Annotated in this window: 16 protein-coding genes; 10 read left to right on the top strand and 6 right to left on the bottom strand. The window is 65.6% G+C overall.

Annotated elements, in window-relative coordinates; translation table 11 throughout:
• Window position 1: 1 nt before the first annotated feature.
• The 10 genes from AAE027_RS15140 (at window position 2) to AAE027_RS15095 (ending at window position 10,049) form a co-directional block, all read left to right on the top strand.
• Window positions 2-760 (top strand): amino acid ABC transporter ATP-binding protein, encoded by a 759-nt coding sequence (locus AAE027_RS15140; protein ID WP_370985450.1) that lies wholly within the window; start codon window positions 2-4, stop codon window positions 758-760.
• A gap of 19 nt (window positions 761-779) precedes the next feature.
• The gene (locus tag AAE027_RS15135) at window positions 780-1,574 is read left to right on the top strand and encodes a transporter substrate-binding domain-containing protein (RefSeq protein WP_370985451.1); all 795 of its coding nucleotides are present in this window, start codon (window positions 780-782) and stop codon (window positions 1,572-1,574) included.
• 66 nt (window positions 1,575-1,640) lie between these two features.
• Window positions 1,641-2,087, top strand: coding sequence for a ribose 5-phosphate isomerase B (gene rpiB, locus AAE027_RS15130; RefSeq protein WP_212027644.1), 447 nt, complete (start codon window positions 1,641-1,643; stop codon window positions 2,085-2,087).
• Between the two features lie 10 nt (window positions 2,088-2,097).
• The gene (locus AAE027_RS15125) at window positions 2,098-3,015 is read left to right on the top strand and encodes a ribokinase (RefSeq protein WP_370985452.1); all 918 of its coding nucleotides are present in this window, start codon (window positions 2,098-2,100) and stop codon (window positions 3,013-3,015) included.
• Window positions 3,016-3,072: 57 nt separating this feature from the next.
• Complete coding sequence (locus tag AAE027_RS15120) at window positions 3,073-3,801, top strand: sulfite exporter TauE/SafE family protein (RefSeq protein ID WP_370985453.1); 729 nt, start codon at window positions 3,073-3,075, stop codon at window positions 3,799-3,801.
• Between the two features lie 19 nt (window positions 3,802-3,820).
• On the top strand, window positions 3,821-5,266 hold the full coding sequence (gene radA / locus AAE027_RS15115; RefSeq protein WP_370985454.1) for a DNA repair protein RadA: 1,446 nt from the start codon (window positions 3,821-3,823) through the stop codon (window positions 5,264-5,266).
• Window positions 5,267-5,433: 167 nt separating this feature from the next.
• Window positions 5,434-6,063 (top strand): CvpA family protein, encoded by a 630-nt coding sequence (locus AAE027_RS15110; RefSeq protein WP_091895012.1) that lies wholly within the window; start codon window positions 5,434-5,436, stop codon window positions 6,061-6,063.
• Between the two features lie 27 nt (window positions 6,064-6,090).
• Window positions 6,091-7,614, top strand: a complete 1,524-nt coding sequence (purF, locus tag AAE027_RS15105) for an amidophosphoribosyltransferase (protein ID WP_370985455.1) — start codon at window positions 6,091-6,093, stop codon at window positions 7,612-7,614.
• Window positions 7,615-7,795: 181 nt separating this feature from the next.
• Complete coding sequence (locus AAE027_RS15100; protein WP_370985456.1) at window positions 7,796-8,536, top strand: SDR family NAD(P)-dependent oxidoreductase; 741 nt, start codon at window positions 7,796-7,798, stop codon at window positions 8,534-8,536.
• A 286-nt stretch (window positions 8,537-8,822) separates the two neighbouring features.
• Window positions 8,823-10,049 carry an ABC transporter substrate-binding protein gene (locus AAE027_RS15095; RefSeq protein WP_130217353.1) on the top strand — a complete coding sequence of 409 codons (1,227 nt, stop codon included), beginning with the start codon at window positions 8,823-8,825 and terminating at the stop codon, window positions 10,047-10,049.
• Between the two features lie 93 nt (window positions 10,050-10,142).
• Here AAE027_RS15095 and AAE027_RS15090 read toward each other — a convergent pair whose 3' ends face one another.
• The 6 genes from AAE027_RS15090 to AAE027_RS15065 form a co-directional block, all read right to left on the bottom strand.
• Window positions 10,143-11,399, bottom strand: coding sequence for a TCR/Tet family MFS transporter (locus AAE027_RS15090; RefSeq protein ID WP_370985457.1), 1,257 nt, complete (start codon window positions 11,397-11,399; stop codon window positions 10,143-10,145).
• Window positions 11,396-12,778 (bottom strand): ribosome biogenesis GTPase Der, encoded by a 1,383-nt coding sequence (der, locus tag AAE027_RS15085; protein WP_091895004.1) that lies wholly within the window; start codon window positions 12,776-12,778, stop codon window positions 11,396-11,398. Before der ends, AAE027_RS15090 begins: the two co-directional genes overlap by 4 nt.
• Window positions 12,779-12,828: 50 nt before the next feature.
• Window positions 12,829-13,377, bottom strand: a complete 549-nt coding sequence (locus tag AAE027_RS15080; RefSeq protein ID WP_370985458.1) for a hypothetical protein — start codon at window positions 13,375-13,377, stop codon at window positions 12,829-12,831.
• Window positions 13,378-13,408: 31 nt separating this feature from the next.
• Complete coding sequence (locus tag AAE027_RS15075) at window positions 13,409-14,062, bottom strand: tetratricopeptide repeat protein (RefSeq protein WP_370985459.1); 654 nt, start codon at window positions 14,060-14,062, stop codon at window positions 13,409-13,411.
• Window positions 14,063-14,227: 165 nt separating this feature from the next.
• Window positions 14,228-15,820, bottom strand: a complete 1,593-nt coding sequence (locus AAE027_RS15070; protein ID WP_370985460.1) for a class I adenylate-forming enzyme family protein — start codon at window positions 15,818-15,820, stop codon at window positions 14,228-14,230.
• 72 nt (window positions 15,821-15,892) lie between these two features.
• Window positions 15,893-16,477 (bottom strand): NnrU family protein, encoded by a 585-nt coding sequence (locus AAE027_RS15065; RefSeq protein ID WP_370985461.1) that lies wholly within the window; start codon window positions 16,475-16,477, stop codon window positions 15,893-15,895.
• Between the last annotated feature and the right edge of the window lie 227 nt (window positions 16,478-16,704).

Below are 16,704 nucleotides of genomic sequence, written 5' to 3'. Positions count from 1 at the left end.
CATGCAGCAGAACGCCCTCTCCTCCGAACCGATCGTGTCGCTCCGCAACGTGCAGAAGAGCTTTGGTCCGCTCCGGGTGCTCGACGGCGTCTCCTTTGCCGTCGCGCGCGGCGAGGTGCTGGCGCTGATCGGCCGCTCCGGCTCCGGCAAGAGCACGGCACTGCGCTGCATCGACCGCTTCGAGAAGGTCGACGGTGGCGAGATCGTCGTCTGCGGGCACCGCGTCGACCGCCCCGATGTCGACCTGCGCGCGCTGCGCCAGGACGTCGGCATCGTGTTCCAGAGCTACAATCTGTTTCCGCACCTCACGATCGAGCAGAACATCACGCTCGCGCCGTGCGCGGTGAAGGGCATGGCAAGTTCGCACGCGAAGGACCTCGCGCGAAAAGTGCTCGCGCAGGTCGGGCTCGAGGAGAAGCTGCACGCCTATCCCGAGCAGCTCTCGGGCGGACAGCAGCAGCGTGCCGCGATCGCTCGCTCCCTCGCCATGCAGCCCAAGGTCATGCTGTTCGACGAGGTCACCTCCGCGCTCGATCCCGAACTCACCGCCGAGGTGTTGAAGGTGATCGAGCAGCTCGCAGCTGACGGCATGACCATGGTGATGGTCACCCACGAGATGGGCTTTGCCAAGGGCATCGCCGACCGGATCGTTTTCATGCACCGCGGCAAGGTTCACGAGACCGGCCCCGCCTCGATCCTGACGACGCCGACGACGCCCGAACTCACGCAATTCGTGGGCACTGGAAACCTGAAATCATAACAGGAGAGGAGAACTAGGGATGACCAACAAGACCTTGCTGGGCAGGGCCGCCGCGCTGTGCTGCCTCGTCATGATATCCGCGACGCCGGCATCGGCCGATTTGCTGGACGACATCACGAAGGCGAAGAAGATCCGCATCTCGACGGACCTCGCCATCCCGCCCTCGGGGATGATGGATTCCAGCATGAAGCCGACCGGCTCCGACGTCGAAGTGGCGCAGCTGCTCGCCAAGGATTGGGGGCTCGAGCTGGAGTTCATCCAGACCACCGGCGCGACCCGCATCCCCAACGTCCTGACCGGCAAGGCCGACATCATCATCTCGACCCTGTCGGTGACGCCGGACCGCGCCAAGGTGATCGACTTCACCAAGCGCTACGCGACGCTGCAATCCGATGTCGGCTGCCTGAAGTCGTCGACCGTCAAGGACTGGCCCGACCTGAAGGACAAGTCGATCGGCGTCTCGCGCGGCACCACCCAGGACACCACCCTGTCCAACATGAAGGACAAGGACCTCAAGATCGCCCGTTACGACGACGATGCCACCATGGTGACGGCGGCCGTTTCCGGTCAGGTCGACTGCGTCGCCTCGTCGGCGACGATCATCAACCAGATCGGGGTGAAGAACCCCTCGCGCGTGTTCGAATCCAGGATTCCGCTGGCGACCTTCGATCTGGCCATCGGCCTGAAGAAGGGCGAGCAGCGTCTGATGGACAAGCTCAACGCCTGGATCACCGAGAACGTCAAGAACGGCAAGCTCAACGCGATCTACAAGAAGTTCCACGGGGTCGAGCTGCCGCCCGAGATGCGCAGCTGAACCAGAGGAAAGCCGTGACGGCCGCACGCGGCTGTCACGGTCAATGCAAGATCAAGAGGACATTACATGCGTCTCGTCATCGGATCCGACCACGCCGGCTGGCCGCTCAAGCAGACCGTTATCGATCACATCCGCAAGCTCGGCCACGACATCATCGACGTCGGCTCCCATGACGACAAGCCGGTGGACTTCCCCGACATCGCGCGCGCGGTGGCGCAGAAAGTGACGTCGGGCGAAGCCGCGCGCGGCATCATGGTGTGCGGCACCGGCGTCGGCGCCTCGATCGCGGCCAACAAGATGAAGGGCATCCGCGCCGCGGTCTGCCACGACGTCCATTCCGCCCATCAGAGCGTCGAGCATGACGACGTCAACGTCATGTGCATCGGCGCGCAGATCGTCGGCGCCTGGCTCGCCGTGGATCTGGTCTCGTCCTATCTCTCCGCCGAATTCTCCACCGACGAGGATTTCCGCCGCCGCGTCGAGAAGCTGCGCGTCATGGACGAGCAAGGCTGACGGCCTTTCCATGATCCTGGTGTTCGGATCGCTCAACATCGATCTCGTCGCGGAGGTCCCGGTCATTCCGGGTCCCGGCCGGACTGTGCTCGCGCCATCCTACCGGACCCATTTCGGCGGCAAGGGCGCCTACCAGGCCGTCGCCGCCGCGCGGATCGCGGCGCCCGGACGCGTGCGCATGGCGGGCCGCGTCGGCCGGGATGGGTTTGGCGACAGCGCGATCGAGAATCTCAGGGCCAATGGCGTCGACGCCGATCTCGTCGTCAGGGCCCATGAACCGACCGGCTGTGCGTTCATCACGGTCGATCAGGCCGGCGAGAACGCGATCACGGTGGCAAGCGGCGCCAATATGACTGCGAGCGACAATGACCTCCCGACCGACCTCTTCAGTTCCGACACTGTGCTCCTGCTTCAAATGGAGGTGCCCTTTGCACAAGCGCTGGAGGCTGCGCGCAAAACCAAATCGGCTTCCGGCACCGTGATCTGGAATCTCGCACCGGTCCCGGAGAAAATGACCGGTGAGATGGTGATAGAGCTTCTCGCTGTGACCGACTATCTGCTCGTCAACGAACACGAGGCAATGGATGCCGCAGCGGCCATCGGCCTTGCGGCGGCCAGCTACGAAACGGCTGCTATGCACCTCGCCAAGGCCGGCAACCTCACCTGCATCGTGACCGCAGGTGCGCAGGGCGCGCTGGCAATGACCACCGACGGCGCCCCGCTGCACGCCTCCACGCCGCGCATCACCCCGGTCGACACGACCGGCGCCGGCGACACCTTCGTCGGCACGTTCGCAGCGATGGTCAGCGAGGGCGTGCCGCCGCAACGCGCGCTCGAGGTGAGCTGCGAAGCGGCCGCATTGAAGTGCCTCAAGGCCGGCGCACAGACCGGCATTCCGATGCGCAGCGCATTGGGTTCCCTCACCTAGAACAGATCGCCCGCATCGCTGACCACGGCTAAACTCTCCCGATTCGTGGAGACCGCCTTGGCCTTTCTCTTCGTCCTCAGCGTCGGCCTCATCGCCGGCACCATTTCCGGCATCGTCGGCACCGGCTCGTCGATCATGCTGATGCCGGTGCTGGTCTATGCCTATGGGCCGAAGGAAGCCGTGCCGATCATGGCGGTGGCTTCCGTGATGGCGAACTTTTCGCGCATCCTGGCGTGGTGGCGCGAGGTCGACTGGCGGGCTTGCGCAGCCTATTCGGTGACGGGCATTCCGGCCGCAGCGCTCGGCGCGCGGACGCTGCTGGCGCTGCCCTCGCATGCCGTCGATCTCACCATCGGCTTCTTCCTGATCGCGATGGTGCCGGTGCGGCATTGGCTGGCGCGGCACGACCTCAAGGCCAATCTCTGGCACCTCGCCATCGGCGGCGCAATCATCGGCTATCTCACCGGCATCGTGGTTTCGACCGGCCCGCTCAGCGTGCCGCTGTTCCTGTTCTATGGCCTGAGCAAGGGCGCCTTCCTCGCCACTGAAGCTGCCTCCTCGCTCGGGCTCTATTTCGCGAAATCCGTGACGTTCGAGCGCTTCGGCGCGCTGACCGGCGAGGTCTTCGTCAAGGGCCTGATCGCAGGCGGCTCGCTGATGTCGGGCGCCTTCATCGCAAAGCGCTTCGTGCTGCACCTGAAGCCGGAGATGTTTCGCCTGCTGATGGACGCGATCATGGTCGCGGCCGGGCTCTCCATGCTATGGAACGCGACGCAATCTCCTTGAGCACGACTCGCTATTCCCCATGGCCAAATCCAGTCTTTCCTTCGTCTGCCAGAACTGCGGCGCGGCCTATAACCGCTGGCAGGGCAAGTGCGAATCGTGCGGCGAGTGGAACACGCTCGCCGAGGAGGACACCAGCGGCAGCGTGCCGGTGTCGATCCGCTCCAAGCGCAAGGGCCGGACCTTTGCGCTGGAGAGCCTCGCCGGGAAAAGCCCGGATGCGCCGCGCCTATCATCAGGGATGACCGAGCTCGACCGCGTCACCGGCGGCGGTTTCGTCCGCGGCTCGGTGCTCCTGGTCGGCGGCGATCCCGGCATCGGCAAATCGACGCTGCTCACACAAGCCACCAGCCTGCTGGCGCGCGGCGGTCACCGCGTCGTCTACATCTCCGGCGAAGAGGCGGTCGCGCAGGTGCGCCTGCGCGCCGAGCGGCTCGGCCTGTCGGATGCGCCGGTGCAGCTCGCCGCCGAGACCTCGGTCGAAGACATCGTCTCGACGCTGTCGGAGGGCGCGGTGCCCCGGCTGATCGTGATCGACTCGATCCAGACCATGTGGACCGATACGGTGGAATCCGCGCCCGGCACCGTGACCCAGGTCCGCGCCTCGGCACAGGCGCTGATCCGTTTCGCCAAGAAGACCGGCGCCGCCATCATCCTGGTCGGCCACGTCACCAAGGACGGCCAGATCGCCGGCCCCCGCGTGGTCGAGCACATGGTCGATGCCGTGATGTCGTTCGAGGGCGAAGGCTCGCAGCAATTCCGCATCCTGCGCGCCGTGAAGAACCGGTTCGGGCCGACCGACGAGATCGGCGTGTTCGAGATGACGGGCCTCGGCCTGCGCGAGGTCACCAACCCCTCCGAGCTGTTCCTGTCCGAGCGCGATCTCGGCACGCCCGGCACCGCCGTCTTCGCAGGGATCGAGGGCACAAGGCCCGTCCTGGTCGAATTGCAGGCGCTGGTGGCCCCGACCTCGCTCGGCACCCCGCGCCGGGCCGTGGTCGGCTGGGACCCGAGCCGGCTCTCGATGGTGCTGGCGGTGCTGGAAGCCCATTGCGGGGTCAAGCTGTCCGGGCACGACGTCTATCTGAACGTCGCGGGCGGCCTGCGCATCAACGAGCCGGCGGCGGATCTCGCCGCTGCGGCGGCGCTGGTGTCATCCCTGGTTAATGCGCAGTTACCGACCGATGCCGTCTATTTCGGCGAGATCTCGCTGTCTGGCGTGGTCCGCCCGGTGGCGCAGACCCCGGCTCGGCTGAAGGAAGCGGCAAAACTCGGCTTCCAGCGCGCCGTGCTGCCCGAATCGGCCCGCGGCGAGACCGGTGGAGACGCCGGACTGTCGCTGAACGCGGTCAACAGCCTGACGACACTGGTCGCCGAAATCGCCGCCCGCGGCTCGCGCCGGGGCGAATCGAGCGGGCCGGCAGAGAAAAATGCCACACCAGCAAGATTCCGCCGCGGAGATGGTTAGCCGGAGGTGACGTCGGAGGCCCCCGCCGCTATACAGCCGTCACAAAAGCAGCACGGGATTGCGTGGTTGCGGCCTTGCCGGGAACGCCGTCTGCCCCTCTTTTAGGGCAGCGGCCAAACACCGATTCGCTGAGCACCTTTGAGAGTACGAGCGGACCAGACCAGCCGATGCCAGTTACACTCCTCGACCTGATCCTGCTCGGTGTGATGCTGATCTCGGGCCTGCTCGCGATGGTCCGCGGCTTCATGCGCGAAATCCTGTCGATCGCCGCCTGGGGCGCAGCCGCGATCGTGACGCTGTATTCCTTCTCGAAGCTGCTGCCGACCGCCAAGGCCTATTTCAACAACGATACGGTCGCGAGCGTGGTCGTGGTCGCCGGCGTATTCGTGGGCACCCTGATCGTGGTCTCCGTGATCACGGTGCGGATCTCCGACATGATCCTGGATTCGCGCATCGGCGCGCTGGACCGCACCCTCGGCTTCCTGTTTGGCCTTGCTCGCGGGCTTTTGATCGTCGTGGTCGCCTTCCTGTTCTTCACCTGGCTGGTTCCGGACAAGCAGCGTCCGGACTGGGTCACCGGGGCCAAATCCCGCGTGGTGCTCCAGGGAACCGGGGATTGGCTGATGGCCCTCTTGCCCGACGACCCCGAGAACACCATCTTGAAGAGATTCAAGAAAAACAAACCAGATGATGATCAAGCTGAATCCGAGCAGCAGCCTTCGGGCAGTGGCGACGGATACAGTAAACCCGCTCGTGACAGCCTGAAAAAGCTGATCGAGAAACCTGCAGCGCGTTGATTGGCGCTAGAGAAAGGCGCGGACGAGATGCGACACCCTGACCAGGACGCCCAGCTTGATCTCGATCCAAGGGCCGGTTTGGGCCCGGCCGCTCTGGAGGTCCAGGACGACCTGGAGGGGGATACGCTCCGCGAGGAATGCGGCGTCTTTGGCATCTACGGCCACCCGGACGCCTCCGCCATCACCGCGCTCGGTCTCCACGCCCTTCAGCACCGCGGCCAGGAAGCCGCCGGCATCGTCTCCTACGACGGCAACCGCTTTCACTCAGAACGCCGCCTCGGCCTCGTCGGCGACACCTTCTCCCGCCACGAGGTGATCGACCGCCTGCCCGGCAACATGGCAGTCGGCCATGTCCGTTACTCCACCACCGGCGCCACCATCCTGCGCAACGTGCAGCCGCTGTTCGCCGAGCTCAATGCCGGCGGCCTCGCGGTCGCGCATAACGGCAACCTCACCAACGGCCTGACGCTGCGCCGCGAGCTGGTGAAGAGCGGTGCGATGATGCAGTCGACCACCGACACCGAGGTGATCCTGCATCTGGTCGCGCGCTCCAAGCGCAGCCGCTTCATCGAGCGCTATGTCGACGCGCTGCGCGAGATCGAAGGCGCCTATGCGCTGGTCTCGCTGACCAACAAGAAGCTGGTCGGCGCGCGCGATCCGCGCGGCATCCGGCCCCTGGTACTCGGCGAGCTCGACGGCTGCCCGATACTGACCTCGGAGACCTGCGCCCTCGACATCATCGGCGCGCGCTTCGTGCGCGACATCGAGCCCGGCGAAGTCATCGTGTTCGACGAGAACGGCCAGGACATCCACAAGCCGTTCCCGCCGATGGCGCCCCGCCCCTGCATCTTCGAATACATCTACTTCTCCCGTCCGGATTCCATCGTCCACGGCCGCTCGGTCTACGAGGTGCGCAAGAATTTCGGCGCACAGCTCGCGCGAGAGAGTCACGTGCCGGTCGACGTCGTGGTGCCGGTGCCGGATTCCGGCGTGCCCGCCGCGGTCGGCTACAGCCAGTTCTCCGGCGTGCCGTTCGAGCTCGGCATCATCCGCAACCACTATGTCGGCCGCACCTTCATCCAGCCGACGCAGGCGATCCGCGAATCCGGCGTGCGCATGAAGCACTCGGCCAATCGCGCCGCGATCGAAGGCAAGCGCATCATCCTGATCGACGACTCGCTGGTGCGCGGCACCACCTCGAAGAAGATCGTGCGCATGATGCGCGATGCGGGCGCGACCGAAGTGCACTTCCGCCTCGCCTCGCCCCCGATCCTCTATCCCGACTATTACGGCATCGACCTGCCCGACCGCGGCGGCCTGCTCGCCGCCACGCATTCGCTGGAGGAGATGCGCGAGATCATCGGCGCCGACTCGCTCGCCTTCCTGTCGATCGACGGCATGTACCGCGCCATGGGCGAGCCCGGCCGCGATCCCGCCAATCCGAAATTCTCGGATCACTGCTTCACCGGGGCCTATCCGACCCACCTCACCGACCAGACCCAGACCGAGCCGCAGCCGCGGCAATTGTCGCTGCTGGCGGAGGCGAGCTAGGTTTCGTCACCTTGAGTTGGTCGTCCCGGCGAAGGCCAGGACCCAGAACCACCGATCTGCGTTGTTCGAAGAGGATGGCCGTGACCATCTTCATCCAATCATCGCCGTCACGGCGTATGGGTCCCGGCTCCCGTGCGCAATTGCGCACTAGGCCGGGACGACGCTGGATAGAGCTGCTTTAATGACAAAACCCCTGGCCAACCGCATCGCTCTCGTCACCGGCGCCTCGCGCGGCATCGGCTTCGCCACGGCACGCGCGCTGGCCAAGGCCGGCGCGCATATCGTTGCGGTGGCGCGCACGCAGGGCGGGCTGGAAGAGCTCGATGACGAGATCCGGAAGGACGGCGGCAGCGCCACCTTGGTGCCGCTCAACCTCACCGATTCCGACGGCATCGCGCGGCTGGGCGCCGGCCTGCACGAGCGCTACGGCAAGCTCGACATCCTGGTCGGCAATGCCGGCGTGCTCGGGCCCTCCTCGCCGATCGGCCATATCGAGCTGAAGGCCTTCAACGACGTGATGGCCGTGAATGTCTCCGCGAATTTCCAGCTGATCCGCTGCATGGAGCCACTGCTGAAGCAGTCCGATGCCGGCCGCGCCGTGTTCATCACCTCGGGTGCCGCCAACAAGGCCACCGCCTATGTCAGCCCCTACGCGGCGTCCAAGGCCGCGCTGGAAACGCTGGCCCGCGCCTGGGCGCAGGAAAACGCGAACACGAAGCTGCGCGTCAACCTGTTCAACCCCGGCCCGATCCGCACCCGGATGCGCGCCACCCTGATGCCGGGCGAGGATCCAGCGACGCTCGACACGCCCGAGCAGGTCGCCGAATTCATCGTGCCGATGTGCGCGCCCGACTGGACCGAGACCGGCAAGTTCTACGATTACAAGACGCGCAGCCTGATGAGCTTCCGCGCGCCGGCTTGATTGACTCGGACCGACAACGCAATCTTGACGTTCACGCAAAACGGCGGTTCGTGGCCCGGATCGACAAGATCGAAAGCGCATCCAGAAATTCAAGCTGACATCGCACGCGCTCAAATAGCGTCTCAACGCATTTTTCCCAAAAGTTAACCGATAGATGACGCTACGACACAGCGTCATCCGGCTTTAGGCGCATTGCCGCCGGCCGTGGGACAGGCTAGAGCCATCAGCCGGAAACAAGGCTTCGCAAGAGGGCCGTCCGCATATTTGACAATGGAGGAAACCTTTCATGACCACGACATTCGCACGCCGCTCCGCGGCCCTTCTGGCCTGTGCCGCTTTCGGTTTTGCCACATCCGCCTACGCGCAGGACAAGACCGTCAAGATCGGCGTGCTCAACGACATGTCGAGCCTCTATGCCGACATCGGCGGCCCGAACTCGGTCGCCGCGGTGAAGATGGCGGTCGAGGATTCCGGATTGAAGGCCAAGGGCTGGACCATCGAAGTCCTCTCCGGTGACCACCAGAACAAGCCCGACATCGGCGTCAACATCGCCCGGCAATGGATCGACGCCGACAAGGTCGATGCCATCGCAGATACGCCGAGCTCGGGCGTGGCGCTCGCGGTGAGCAACCTCGTCAAGGAAAAGAACTCGGTGCTGCTCAATTCGGGCGCGGCCACCGCAGATCTCACCGGCAAGGCCTGCACGCCCAACACCGTCTCCTTCACTTACGACACCTACATGCTCGCCAACGGCACCGGCAAGGCGCTGACCAAGGCGGGCGGAGACAGCTGGTTCTTCCTGACCGCGGACTATGCCTTCGGCCACGCGCTGGAGCGCGATACCAGCGCCGTGGTCACGGCCACCGGCGGCAAGGTGCTCGGCGGCGTCAAGCACCCGCTGAATACGGCCGACTTCTCCTCGTTCCTGCTGCAGGCGCAGTCCTCCAAGGCCAAGATCATTGGCCTCGCCAATGCGGGCGGCGACACCACGAACGCGATCAAGCAGGCCGCCGAATTCGGCATCGTCTCCGGCGGTCAGAAGCTCGCGGCGCTGCTGCTGTTCATCAACGACGTGCACTCGCTCGGCCTGAAGACCGCGCAGGGTCTGACCTTCACCGAGTCCTTCTATTGGGATCTCAACGACCAGACGCGCGAATGGTCGAAGCGCTTCCAGAAGGTCTCGCCGAAGGGATCGATGCCCTCGATGACGGTCGCGGGCCTCTATGCCGAGATCCTGCATTACCTGAAGGCGATGGACGCGCTTGGCGGCAATCCGCATGACGGCGCCAAGGTCGTCGCCAAGATGAAGGAGCTTCCGACCGACGACCCGCTGTTCGGCAAGGGCCCGCTGCGCGCCGATGGCCGCCGTCTCATCCCGGCCTATCTGTTCGAGGTGAAGAAGCCGGAAGAGTCGAAGGGACCGTGGGACTATTACAAGCTGGTCGCCACCATCGCACCGGAAGACGCGGCCAAGCCGCTCAAGGACAGCGATTGCCCGCTGGTGAAGAAGTAAGCGAGAGCAAGGGTGGGCAAAGGCGCCTAAGCGCCGTGCCCACCATCTCTCCGCGACATCGAGATGCGGTGGGCACGCGCCGCTTTGCCCACCCTACGAGACCGTCTTCGTCGCCGCCAGCGACCGCATCGCGATCGCCACGCACACCACCATCAGCACCGCTGCAAGCAGGAACGGCGCGCCGGGCAGATGCAGCGGCGCGCTGGCGCCGATGAAATAGGAAAACGTCAACGTGAACAGGAACGGGCCGACGAGCTGCGACACGCTCTGCACGCTTGCGGTCGCGCCCTGCAACTGGCCCTGCTGATCGGGTGCGACCAGCCGCGTCATCAGCGATTGCGAGGCAGCACCAGAAATGCCCCATAGCGACAAAATGGGAATGCCGAGCCAAGATAGCGGACCGGTCGGCGCAGCGCCCAAGACCACGAAGCCGATCGCGCCACAGCACAAGCCCAGCAGCAGCGCCTTCCACTCGCCGAGCGCGCGCACGATCGGGCCGATGCCGAGCCCCTGCACCACCATGGCGCAGATGCCGACCATGGCGAGGGTCAGTCCCACGGTCTTGGAATCCCAGCCGTAGCGATAGGTCGCATAGAGCACGAAGGTCGAGGGCAGCACGACATGCGCGACCTGCGCGATGAGATTGACGACCGACAAGGCGGCCAGCGCCGCATTGGACCGCAGCAGGTGCAGTGCGCCGATCGGATTGGCACTTCGCCAGCGGAACGGCGCGCGCTTATCGGGCGAAAGCGATTCCGGCAGGACGAAGAGCCCATAGAGCGCATTGGCCAAGCTTAGGGCGGCCGAGGCCCAGAACGGCAGGCGCGGATCGATGTCGCCGAGCAGGCCGCCGAGCGCCGGGCCCAGGATGAAGCCGGCGCCGAAGGCCGCGCCAATCCTGCCGAAGATCGCCGCACGCCGTTCCGGCGGCGTGACATCCGAGATATAGGCGAACGCGGTCGAGATGCTCGCCGAGGTGATGCCGGAGATCACGCGGCCGATGAACAGCCACACCAGCGACGGCGCCAGCGCCATCAGCACGTAGTCGCCCGCGAGCCCAAAATTCGACAGCAGCACCACCGGCCGGCGCCCGAACCGATCCGACAACGCGCCGAGCAGCGGCGAGAACACGAACTGCATCAGCGCCCAGGCGGTGCCGAACAGGCCGAAGATGCGGGCCGCGTGCCCGGTGTCGTTGTCGACGAAGCTCTCGATCAGCTTCGGCAGGATCGGCATGATCACGCCGAGCGCGAGCATGTCGAGCAGGATGGTGACGAAGATGAAGGCGACCGCGCCGCGCCGGACCGGCGCCGCGCCTTGCGCCATCGCCTCGCCGGCCCCGTCGCTCACGACGGCCGCTTGCGCTTATGCGCGAAGGGATTGGACTTCTCGCGCAAGGTGATGCGCACCGGCGTGCCCGGCAGCTCGAAGGTCTCGCGCATGGAATTGGTGAGGTAGCGCAGATAGGACTGCGGCACCGCATCGGCACGCGAGCAGAACAGCACGAAGCTCGGCGGGCGCGCCTTGTTCTGGGTGATGTAGTTCAGCTTCAGCCTGCGGCCGGACACCGCGGGCGGGGGATTGGCCTGAATCGCCTGCTCGAACCAGCGATTGAGCGCCGACGTCGGCACGCGCCGGTTCCAGATCGCGTAGGCATCCTGGATCGCCTGCATCAGGCGGTCGATGCCCTCGCCCATCAGGCCGGAGACGGCGACGATTGGCACGCCCTTGAGCTGTGGCAGCCAATGGTCGGCATCGCGGCGCAGGCTCGAGATCGCGCCACCGCCCTTGGTCTCCATCAGGTCCCATTTATTGACGGCGAGCACGACAGCCCGGCCCTCACGCTCGATCAGATCGGCGATGCGCAGATCCTGCTCCTCGAAGCGGTTCTGCGTGTCCATCATCAGCACGACGACTTCGGCAAAGCGCACCGCACGCAGCGCGTCGGCGACCGAGAGCTTTTCCAGCTTCTCCTCGATGCGGGAGCGCCGGCGCAGACCTGCGGTGTCGAACACCCGGAAATCGCGGCCCTTCCAATTGATCTCGACCGCGATGGAATCTCGCGTGGTGCCGGCTTCCGGGCTCGTCAGCAGGCGCTCCTCGCCGAGCAGGTGGTTGATCAGCGTCGACTTGCCGGCATTGGGCCGGCCGACGATGGCGACCCGGATCGGGCGCGTCGCCGCCTCTTCCTCCGAGAGCGGCGCGTCGTCCTCAGCCTCGTCTTCGTCGACGGGCTCCGGCATCAGCTGGCTGAGCGCATCGTAAAGCTCGCCCATGCCCTCGCCATGCTCGGCCGAGATCTGGATGGGATCGCCGAGGCCGAGGGCGAAGGCCTCCATTGCACCGGCATCGCCATGCTTGCCCTCGCTCTTGTTGGCGACCAGCAGCACCGGCTTGTTGGCCTTGCGGGCGAAATCGGCGAAGGCGCGATCGGTGGGCGTGAGGCCGATGCGGGCATCGATGACGAAGAACAGCGCGTCGGCCTGCGCGATCGCGGTCTCGGTCTGCTCCTGCATACGCGCGGTCAGCGAGCCCTTGGCACCCTCGTCGAGGCCGGCGGTGTCGATGATGATGAACTGGAGGTCGCCGAGCTTGGCTTCACCCTCGCGGCGGTCGCGGGTGACGCCCGGCAGGTCATCGACGAGCGCGAGCTTCTGTCCGACCAGGCGGTTGAACAGCGTCGATTTGCCGACATTGGGCCGGCCGATGATGGCGATCGTGAAGGACATCGGTCATTCGTGCGCTGCCGGGGCTGCGCCTGTCAATGCAATGGAGAATATCAGCGCGAGAAGCTGCCGCTCGGCAGTGGCGCCGGGAAAGCGCCCTGTGATTGCTGCTGCGTGGTCTGGGTCGGTTGCGCCTGCTGGACAGGCTGATCCGGCGGTGGCGCGGTGGTGCGCTTGCGGACAATCTTGTGCTTGGGCGGCGGAGCGGCCGTGGGCGGTGCAGCCTCGGGCTGGGCCTCGCCATCGACCTCGCCGGCTGCGGGCGCGGCCGCCGTGGTGGCTGGCTGTCGGGACTTCGTCGCCTTGGCCCCCTTCGCAGGCTTGGCCGGCTCGGGCGGTGGCTCTGCAGGCAGAGCCGCGACGGCAGGTGCGTTCGGGTCCGGCTGCTGCTGCGCGCCCTTGTACATCTCCTTCGGCACGCCCTGCTCGAGGCCCGGCACGCCCTCGGGGAACACCGGCTTGCGATCACCCGGCAGCTTCTTCTTGGTGTCGAGGAAGTCGAGCATGTCGCTCGGATCGAATCCGCCGCTGGAGCAGCCGCCCAACAGGCCCGTGAAGGCGATCAGGACGGTGGCTGCGATCAAACGTGGCGTGCGGCGCATCTTGTGTCTCGTTTGCGTCAGAGGGCCATCGTCAGCTTTTGGCGACGGGCGGCAGCAGAGCCTGGAGCGCCTCGGCGCGCGAGCGCAGGCTGGGCGGCGTTTCACCGTCCTCGGCAATCGCGTCGAGCCATTTGCGAGCCGCGGTCATGTCGTTGTTGCGCCATGCCGACAACGCCAGCATCTCGCGGGCGCTGTGGCGGAAGGTCGATTTCGGCGCGGCGGAGGCCTCCAGCCGCTGCTGCATGTCGGCGTAGCTGGCGCTGTCGAGCAGCAAGCCGGCGGCCCGGATCTTGGCCAGATCTTGCCACTCGCCACCCACGCTGCGATCGGCGGCAATGTCGTCATACATCTTCGCGGCGGCCTTGGGATCGCGGCTGGCGGCCTCGCCCGCAGCGCGCAGCCGCGCCAGGGTGCGATAGCCCGACGGAGCCTTGGCGGCGAGCTCGGTGAAGGCCTTCTCGGCGTCCGCGTGCTTGTCCTGCTCGGACAGCTCGACGGCCTTCTCGAACGCCGCGCCGGCCTCGGCGGCCTTCTTGGACTCGAGATATTGGTAGCCGCGCCAGCCGCCGACGGCGGCCACAATCAGCACCATCAGGGCGATGAAGTAGATCGAATACTTATCCCACAGCTTCTTGAGCTGTTCGCGACGTACTTCCTCGTCGACTTCGTCAAATAATTCAGACACTTAAGCTAATCCCATGCCCGTCCGGGTGCGCGCGCCAAAGCGTTCGCGTCAGGAATCCCGTCCCCACGTGGCGGCGAGGTACCCTAACGATATGGCGGTGGCAAGGCAAAGCGAGCCCGATCAAGGCGTTAACCACCCGGGACAGCCCGGAGCCGCCTGCCCGGCTCAGCTTCCGAGCAGCTCCCGCAACTGCCGTTTCAGCACCTTGCCATTGGCGTTCCGTGGCAATGGCTCGGCGGTGATCGCCATGGTTTCGGGGACCTTGTAGTCGGACAGCCGCTCCGCGCACCAGTCCCGCAGAGCCTCGCTGGCGACCGGGCTACGCGTCACCACCACGGCGTGGACGCGCTCGCCCAGCACCGGGCAGGCCTTGGCAATGATCGCGCTCTCGATCACGGCGGGATGGCCGGCCAGCACGGATTCGACCTCGGCCGAATAGATCTTCAGCCCGCCGCGATTGATCATGTCCTTCTGCCGGTCGAACACCCGGACAAATCCCTCGGCGTCGACCGAGCCGAGGTCGCCGGAGTGCCAGAAGCCTCCGGTGAAGCTCTCGGCCGTGGCCTTCGGGTTGTTCCAATAGCCCTTGATGACGGAGGCGCCCTGGATCCAGAGCTCGCCGATTTCGCCATGCGGCAGCTCGCGCCCATCCGTTCCCATCGCGACGATGCGCGCGCCGGGGCACGGCAGGCCGACGCTGTCGATATGGCTCTCCGTCAGCTCGCCCGGCATGATGGTCGAGGGCGACGTCGTCTCGGTCGCGCCATAGCAGTTCATCAGCTTCAGGCCGGGGATCTTCGCCTTGAGCTTCTCGATGGTGGCGACCGGCATCGGCGCGCCGCCAAAGCCGCCGATGCGCCAGCTCGACAGGTCATAGCCGTCGAAATCCGGCTGCAGCAGGCAGAGATTGTACATCGCCGGTACCATCACGGTGTAGGTGACGCGCTCGCATGCGGCGAGCTTGAGATAATCGGCCGCCTTGAACTCCGGCATGATGATCAGCGCGCCAGCGCAGCGGATCATGGTCGTGATGTTGGCGACGATGCCGGTGACGTGGCCGAGCGGCACCGCGGCGATCGACCGATCTCTCTCCGTCAACTGCAGGCAGGACACGAACACCATCGAAGAATGGATGATGTTGCAATGGGCCAGCATTGCGCCCTTCGGCTTGCCCGTCGTGCCCGAGGTGTAGAGGATCATCGCGGTGTCCTCCTCATTGACTTCGACCGGCGCAGGCGCCGGCGCGTTGTCGGCGAGCGCGGAGAAGCGCGACCGGGCCGGATCGTCGTCGATGGCGATGCGATGGATCACAGCGGGCACATCGCCCGGATCGGGCAGTCGTTCGGCGAGCACTGCCTCATGGATCAGGATCTTCGCGCCGCAATCCGTGAGCACATAGGCGATCTCCGGCTTCTGCTGGCGCGTGCTGAGCAGCACCGTGACCAGCCCCTCATGCGCGGCGGCAAACACCAGCAGCGGAAACTCGATGCGATTGCCAAGCAGGATGGCGATGCGGTCGCCGCGTTGCAGGCCGAGCTTGCGAAGACCGGACGCAATCCGCGCGGTCTGCTCGACGGCTTGCCGCCAGCTCAGGCGGACGTCGCCGCAAATCAGTGCTTCGCCGTCCGCGTTGCGGCCGCATGCCTCCGCAATCATCGCCCACAGGCTCGACGGCCGATCGCAAAATGCCGGCACCACCCGATCGCCAAAGCGCGCCTCGAACCGCATCGGCGGGATCTGAGATTGCGACCAGTCCATCGAAGGGTCCTCGGCTTGTTGCTCTTGTTATCTTCCGCGCATGGACACCGGGTGTCGTCTTGTGCTGACCGGCTAGACGCCGATCACGGGAACACCGATCACGACAGGGTGGAACGCAAACGCCAGCGCAAGATAAGCGACAACACCGACAGCGACCGCAATCAGATCATTGGTGACGCCGCCGACCGGGATCGGCGGGCCGCCGGCATCGGTGCGATGCTTCAGCGTAATGCGATCATACACCGCCCAACCCAGGAACGAGCCGAACAGGATGATGGAGCCGAGGTCGCCATTGGCGAGCAAATGCGAGGCTGCCCACAGTTTGATACCGGCCAGCATCGGATGCTTCAGCGTCGCATAGATGCGGCCGCGCAGGTACGAAGCCACCACCAGGATGACCGCGGGCAGCATCAAAGCGAGCGTGATGTGCTTCAGCGCCTTCGGCGGATACCAGACGTCGATCCAGCCGGAGCTGCGGTAATGGGCAAAGCCCCAGATGATCAGCACGAGCCCCGCGAGCGAAACCAGCGAATAGAGGATCTTGTAGGTCCCCTCACCTAGTCGTGCGATCGCCTCTGCGCGCGCCTTTCGTTTCGTCGTGAAAATATGGGCGGCAAAAAACAGCACCAGCCCCAGGATCATGACCACCAGACCCATGACATCCTCCCCTAAAGCAGCCCCCGCCTCTGAGGTATCATCGATTGGCCGCCGCTCGCAACTCGTGCCCCTCATGGTGAGGAGGCGCGAAAGCGCCGTCTCGAACCATAGAGGCCCCGCTGCCACAGCCGGGCCTTCATCCTTCGAGACGCGCGTGAAGAACGCGCTCCTCAGAGCCCGACCGAAAAAGGGTGAGCGGTTTTGGCGGGCTTGTGATTCCTTCGGAT

Source organism: Bradyrhizobium sp. DN3, from assembly GCF_041357655.1.
GTDB lineage: Bacteria > Pseudomonadota > Alphaproteobacteria > Rhizobiales > Xanthobacteraceae > Bradyrhizobium.
Note: the sequence above shows the minus strand (reverse complement) of the source record. Positions and strands in the feature narration are given on the sequence as shown.

Excerpts from the sequence above, each read along its gene's own strand:
- AAE027_RS15140 (WP_370985450.1), top strand. The coding sequence starts at position 2 with ATGCAGCAGAACGCCCTCTCCTCCGAACCGATCGTGTCGCTCCGCAAC.
- AAE027_RS15135 (WP_370985451.1), top strand. The coding sequence starts at position 780 with ATGACCAACAAGACCTTGCTGGGCAGGGCCGCCGCGCTGTGCTGCCTC.
- rpiB (WP_212027644.1), top strand. The coding sequence starts at position 1,641 with ATGCGTCTCGTCATCGGATCCGACCACGCCGGCTGGCCGCTCAAGCAG.
- AAE027_RS15125 (WP_370985452.1), top strand. The coding sequence starts at position 2,098 with ATGATCCTGGTGTTCGGATCGCTCAACATCGATCTCGTCGCGGAGGTC.
- radA (WP_370985454.1), top strand. The coding sequence starts at position 3,821 with ATGGCCAAATCCAGTCTTTCCTTCGTCTGCCAGAACTGCGGCGCGGCC.
- AAE027_RS15110 (WP_091895012.1), top strand. The coding sequence starts at position 5,434 with ATGCCAGTTACACTCCTCGACCTGATCCTGCTCGGTGTGATGCTGATC.
- purF (WP_370985455.1), top strand. The coding sequence starts at position 6,091 with ATGCGACACCCTGACCAGGACGCCCAGCTTGATCTCGATCCAAGGGCC.
- AAE027_RS15100 (WP_370985456.1), top strand. The coding sequence starts at position 7,796 with ATGACAAAACCCCTGGCCAACCGCATCGCTCTCGTCACCGGCGCCTCG.
- AAE027_RS15095 (WP_130217353.1), top strand. The coding sequence starts at position 8,823 with ATGACCACGACATTCGCACGCCGCTCCGCGGCCCTTCTGGCCTGTGCC.
- der (WP_091895004.1), bottom strand. The coding sequence starts at position 12,778 with ATGTCCTTCACGATCGCCATCATCGGCCGGCCCAATGTCGGCAAATCG.
- AAE027_RS15080 (WP_370985458.1), bottom strand. The coding sequence starts at position 13,377 with ATGCGCCGCACGCCACGTTTGATCGCAGCCACCGTCCTGATCGCCTTC.
- AAE027_RS15070 (WP_370985460.1), bottom strand. The coding sequence starts at position 15,820 with ATGGACTGGTCGCAATCTCAGATCCCGCCGATGCGGTTCGAGGCGCGC.
- AAE027_RS15065 (WP_370985461.1), bottom strand. The coding sequence starts at position 16,477 with ATGGGTCTGGTGGTCATGATCCTGGGGCTGGTGCTGTTTTTTGCCGCC.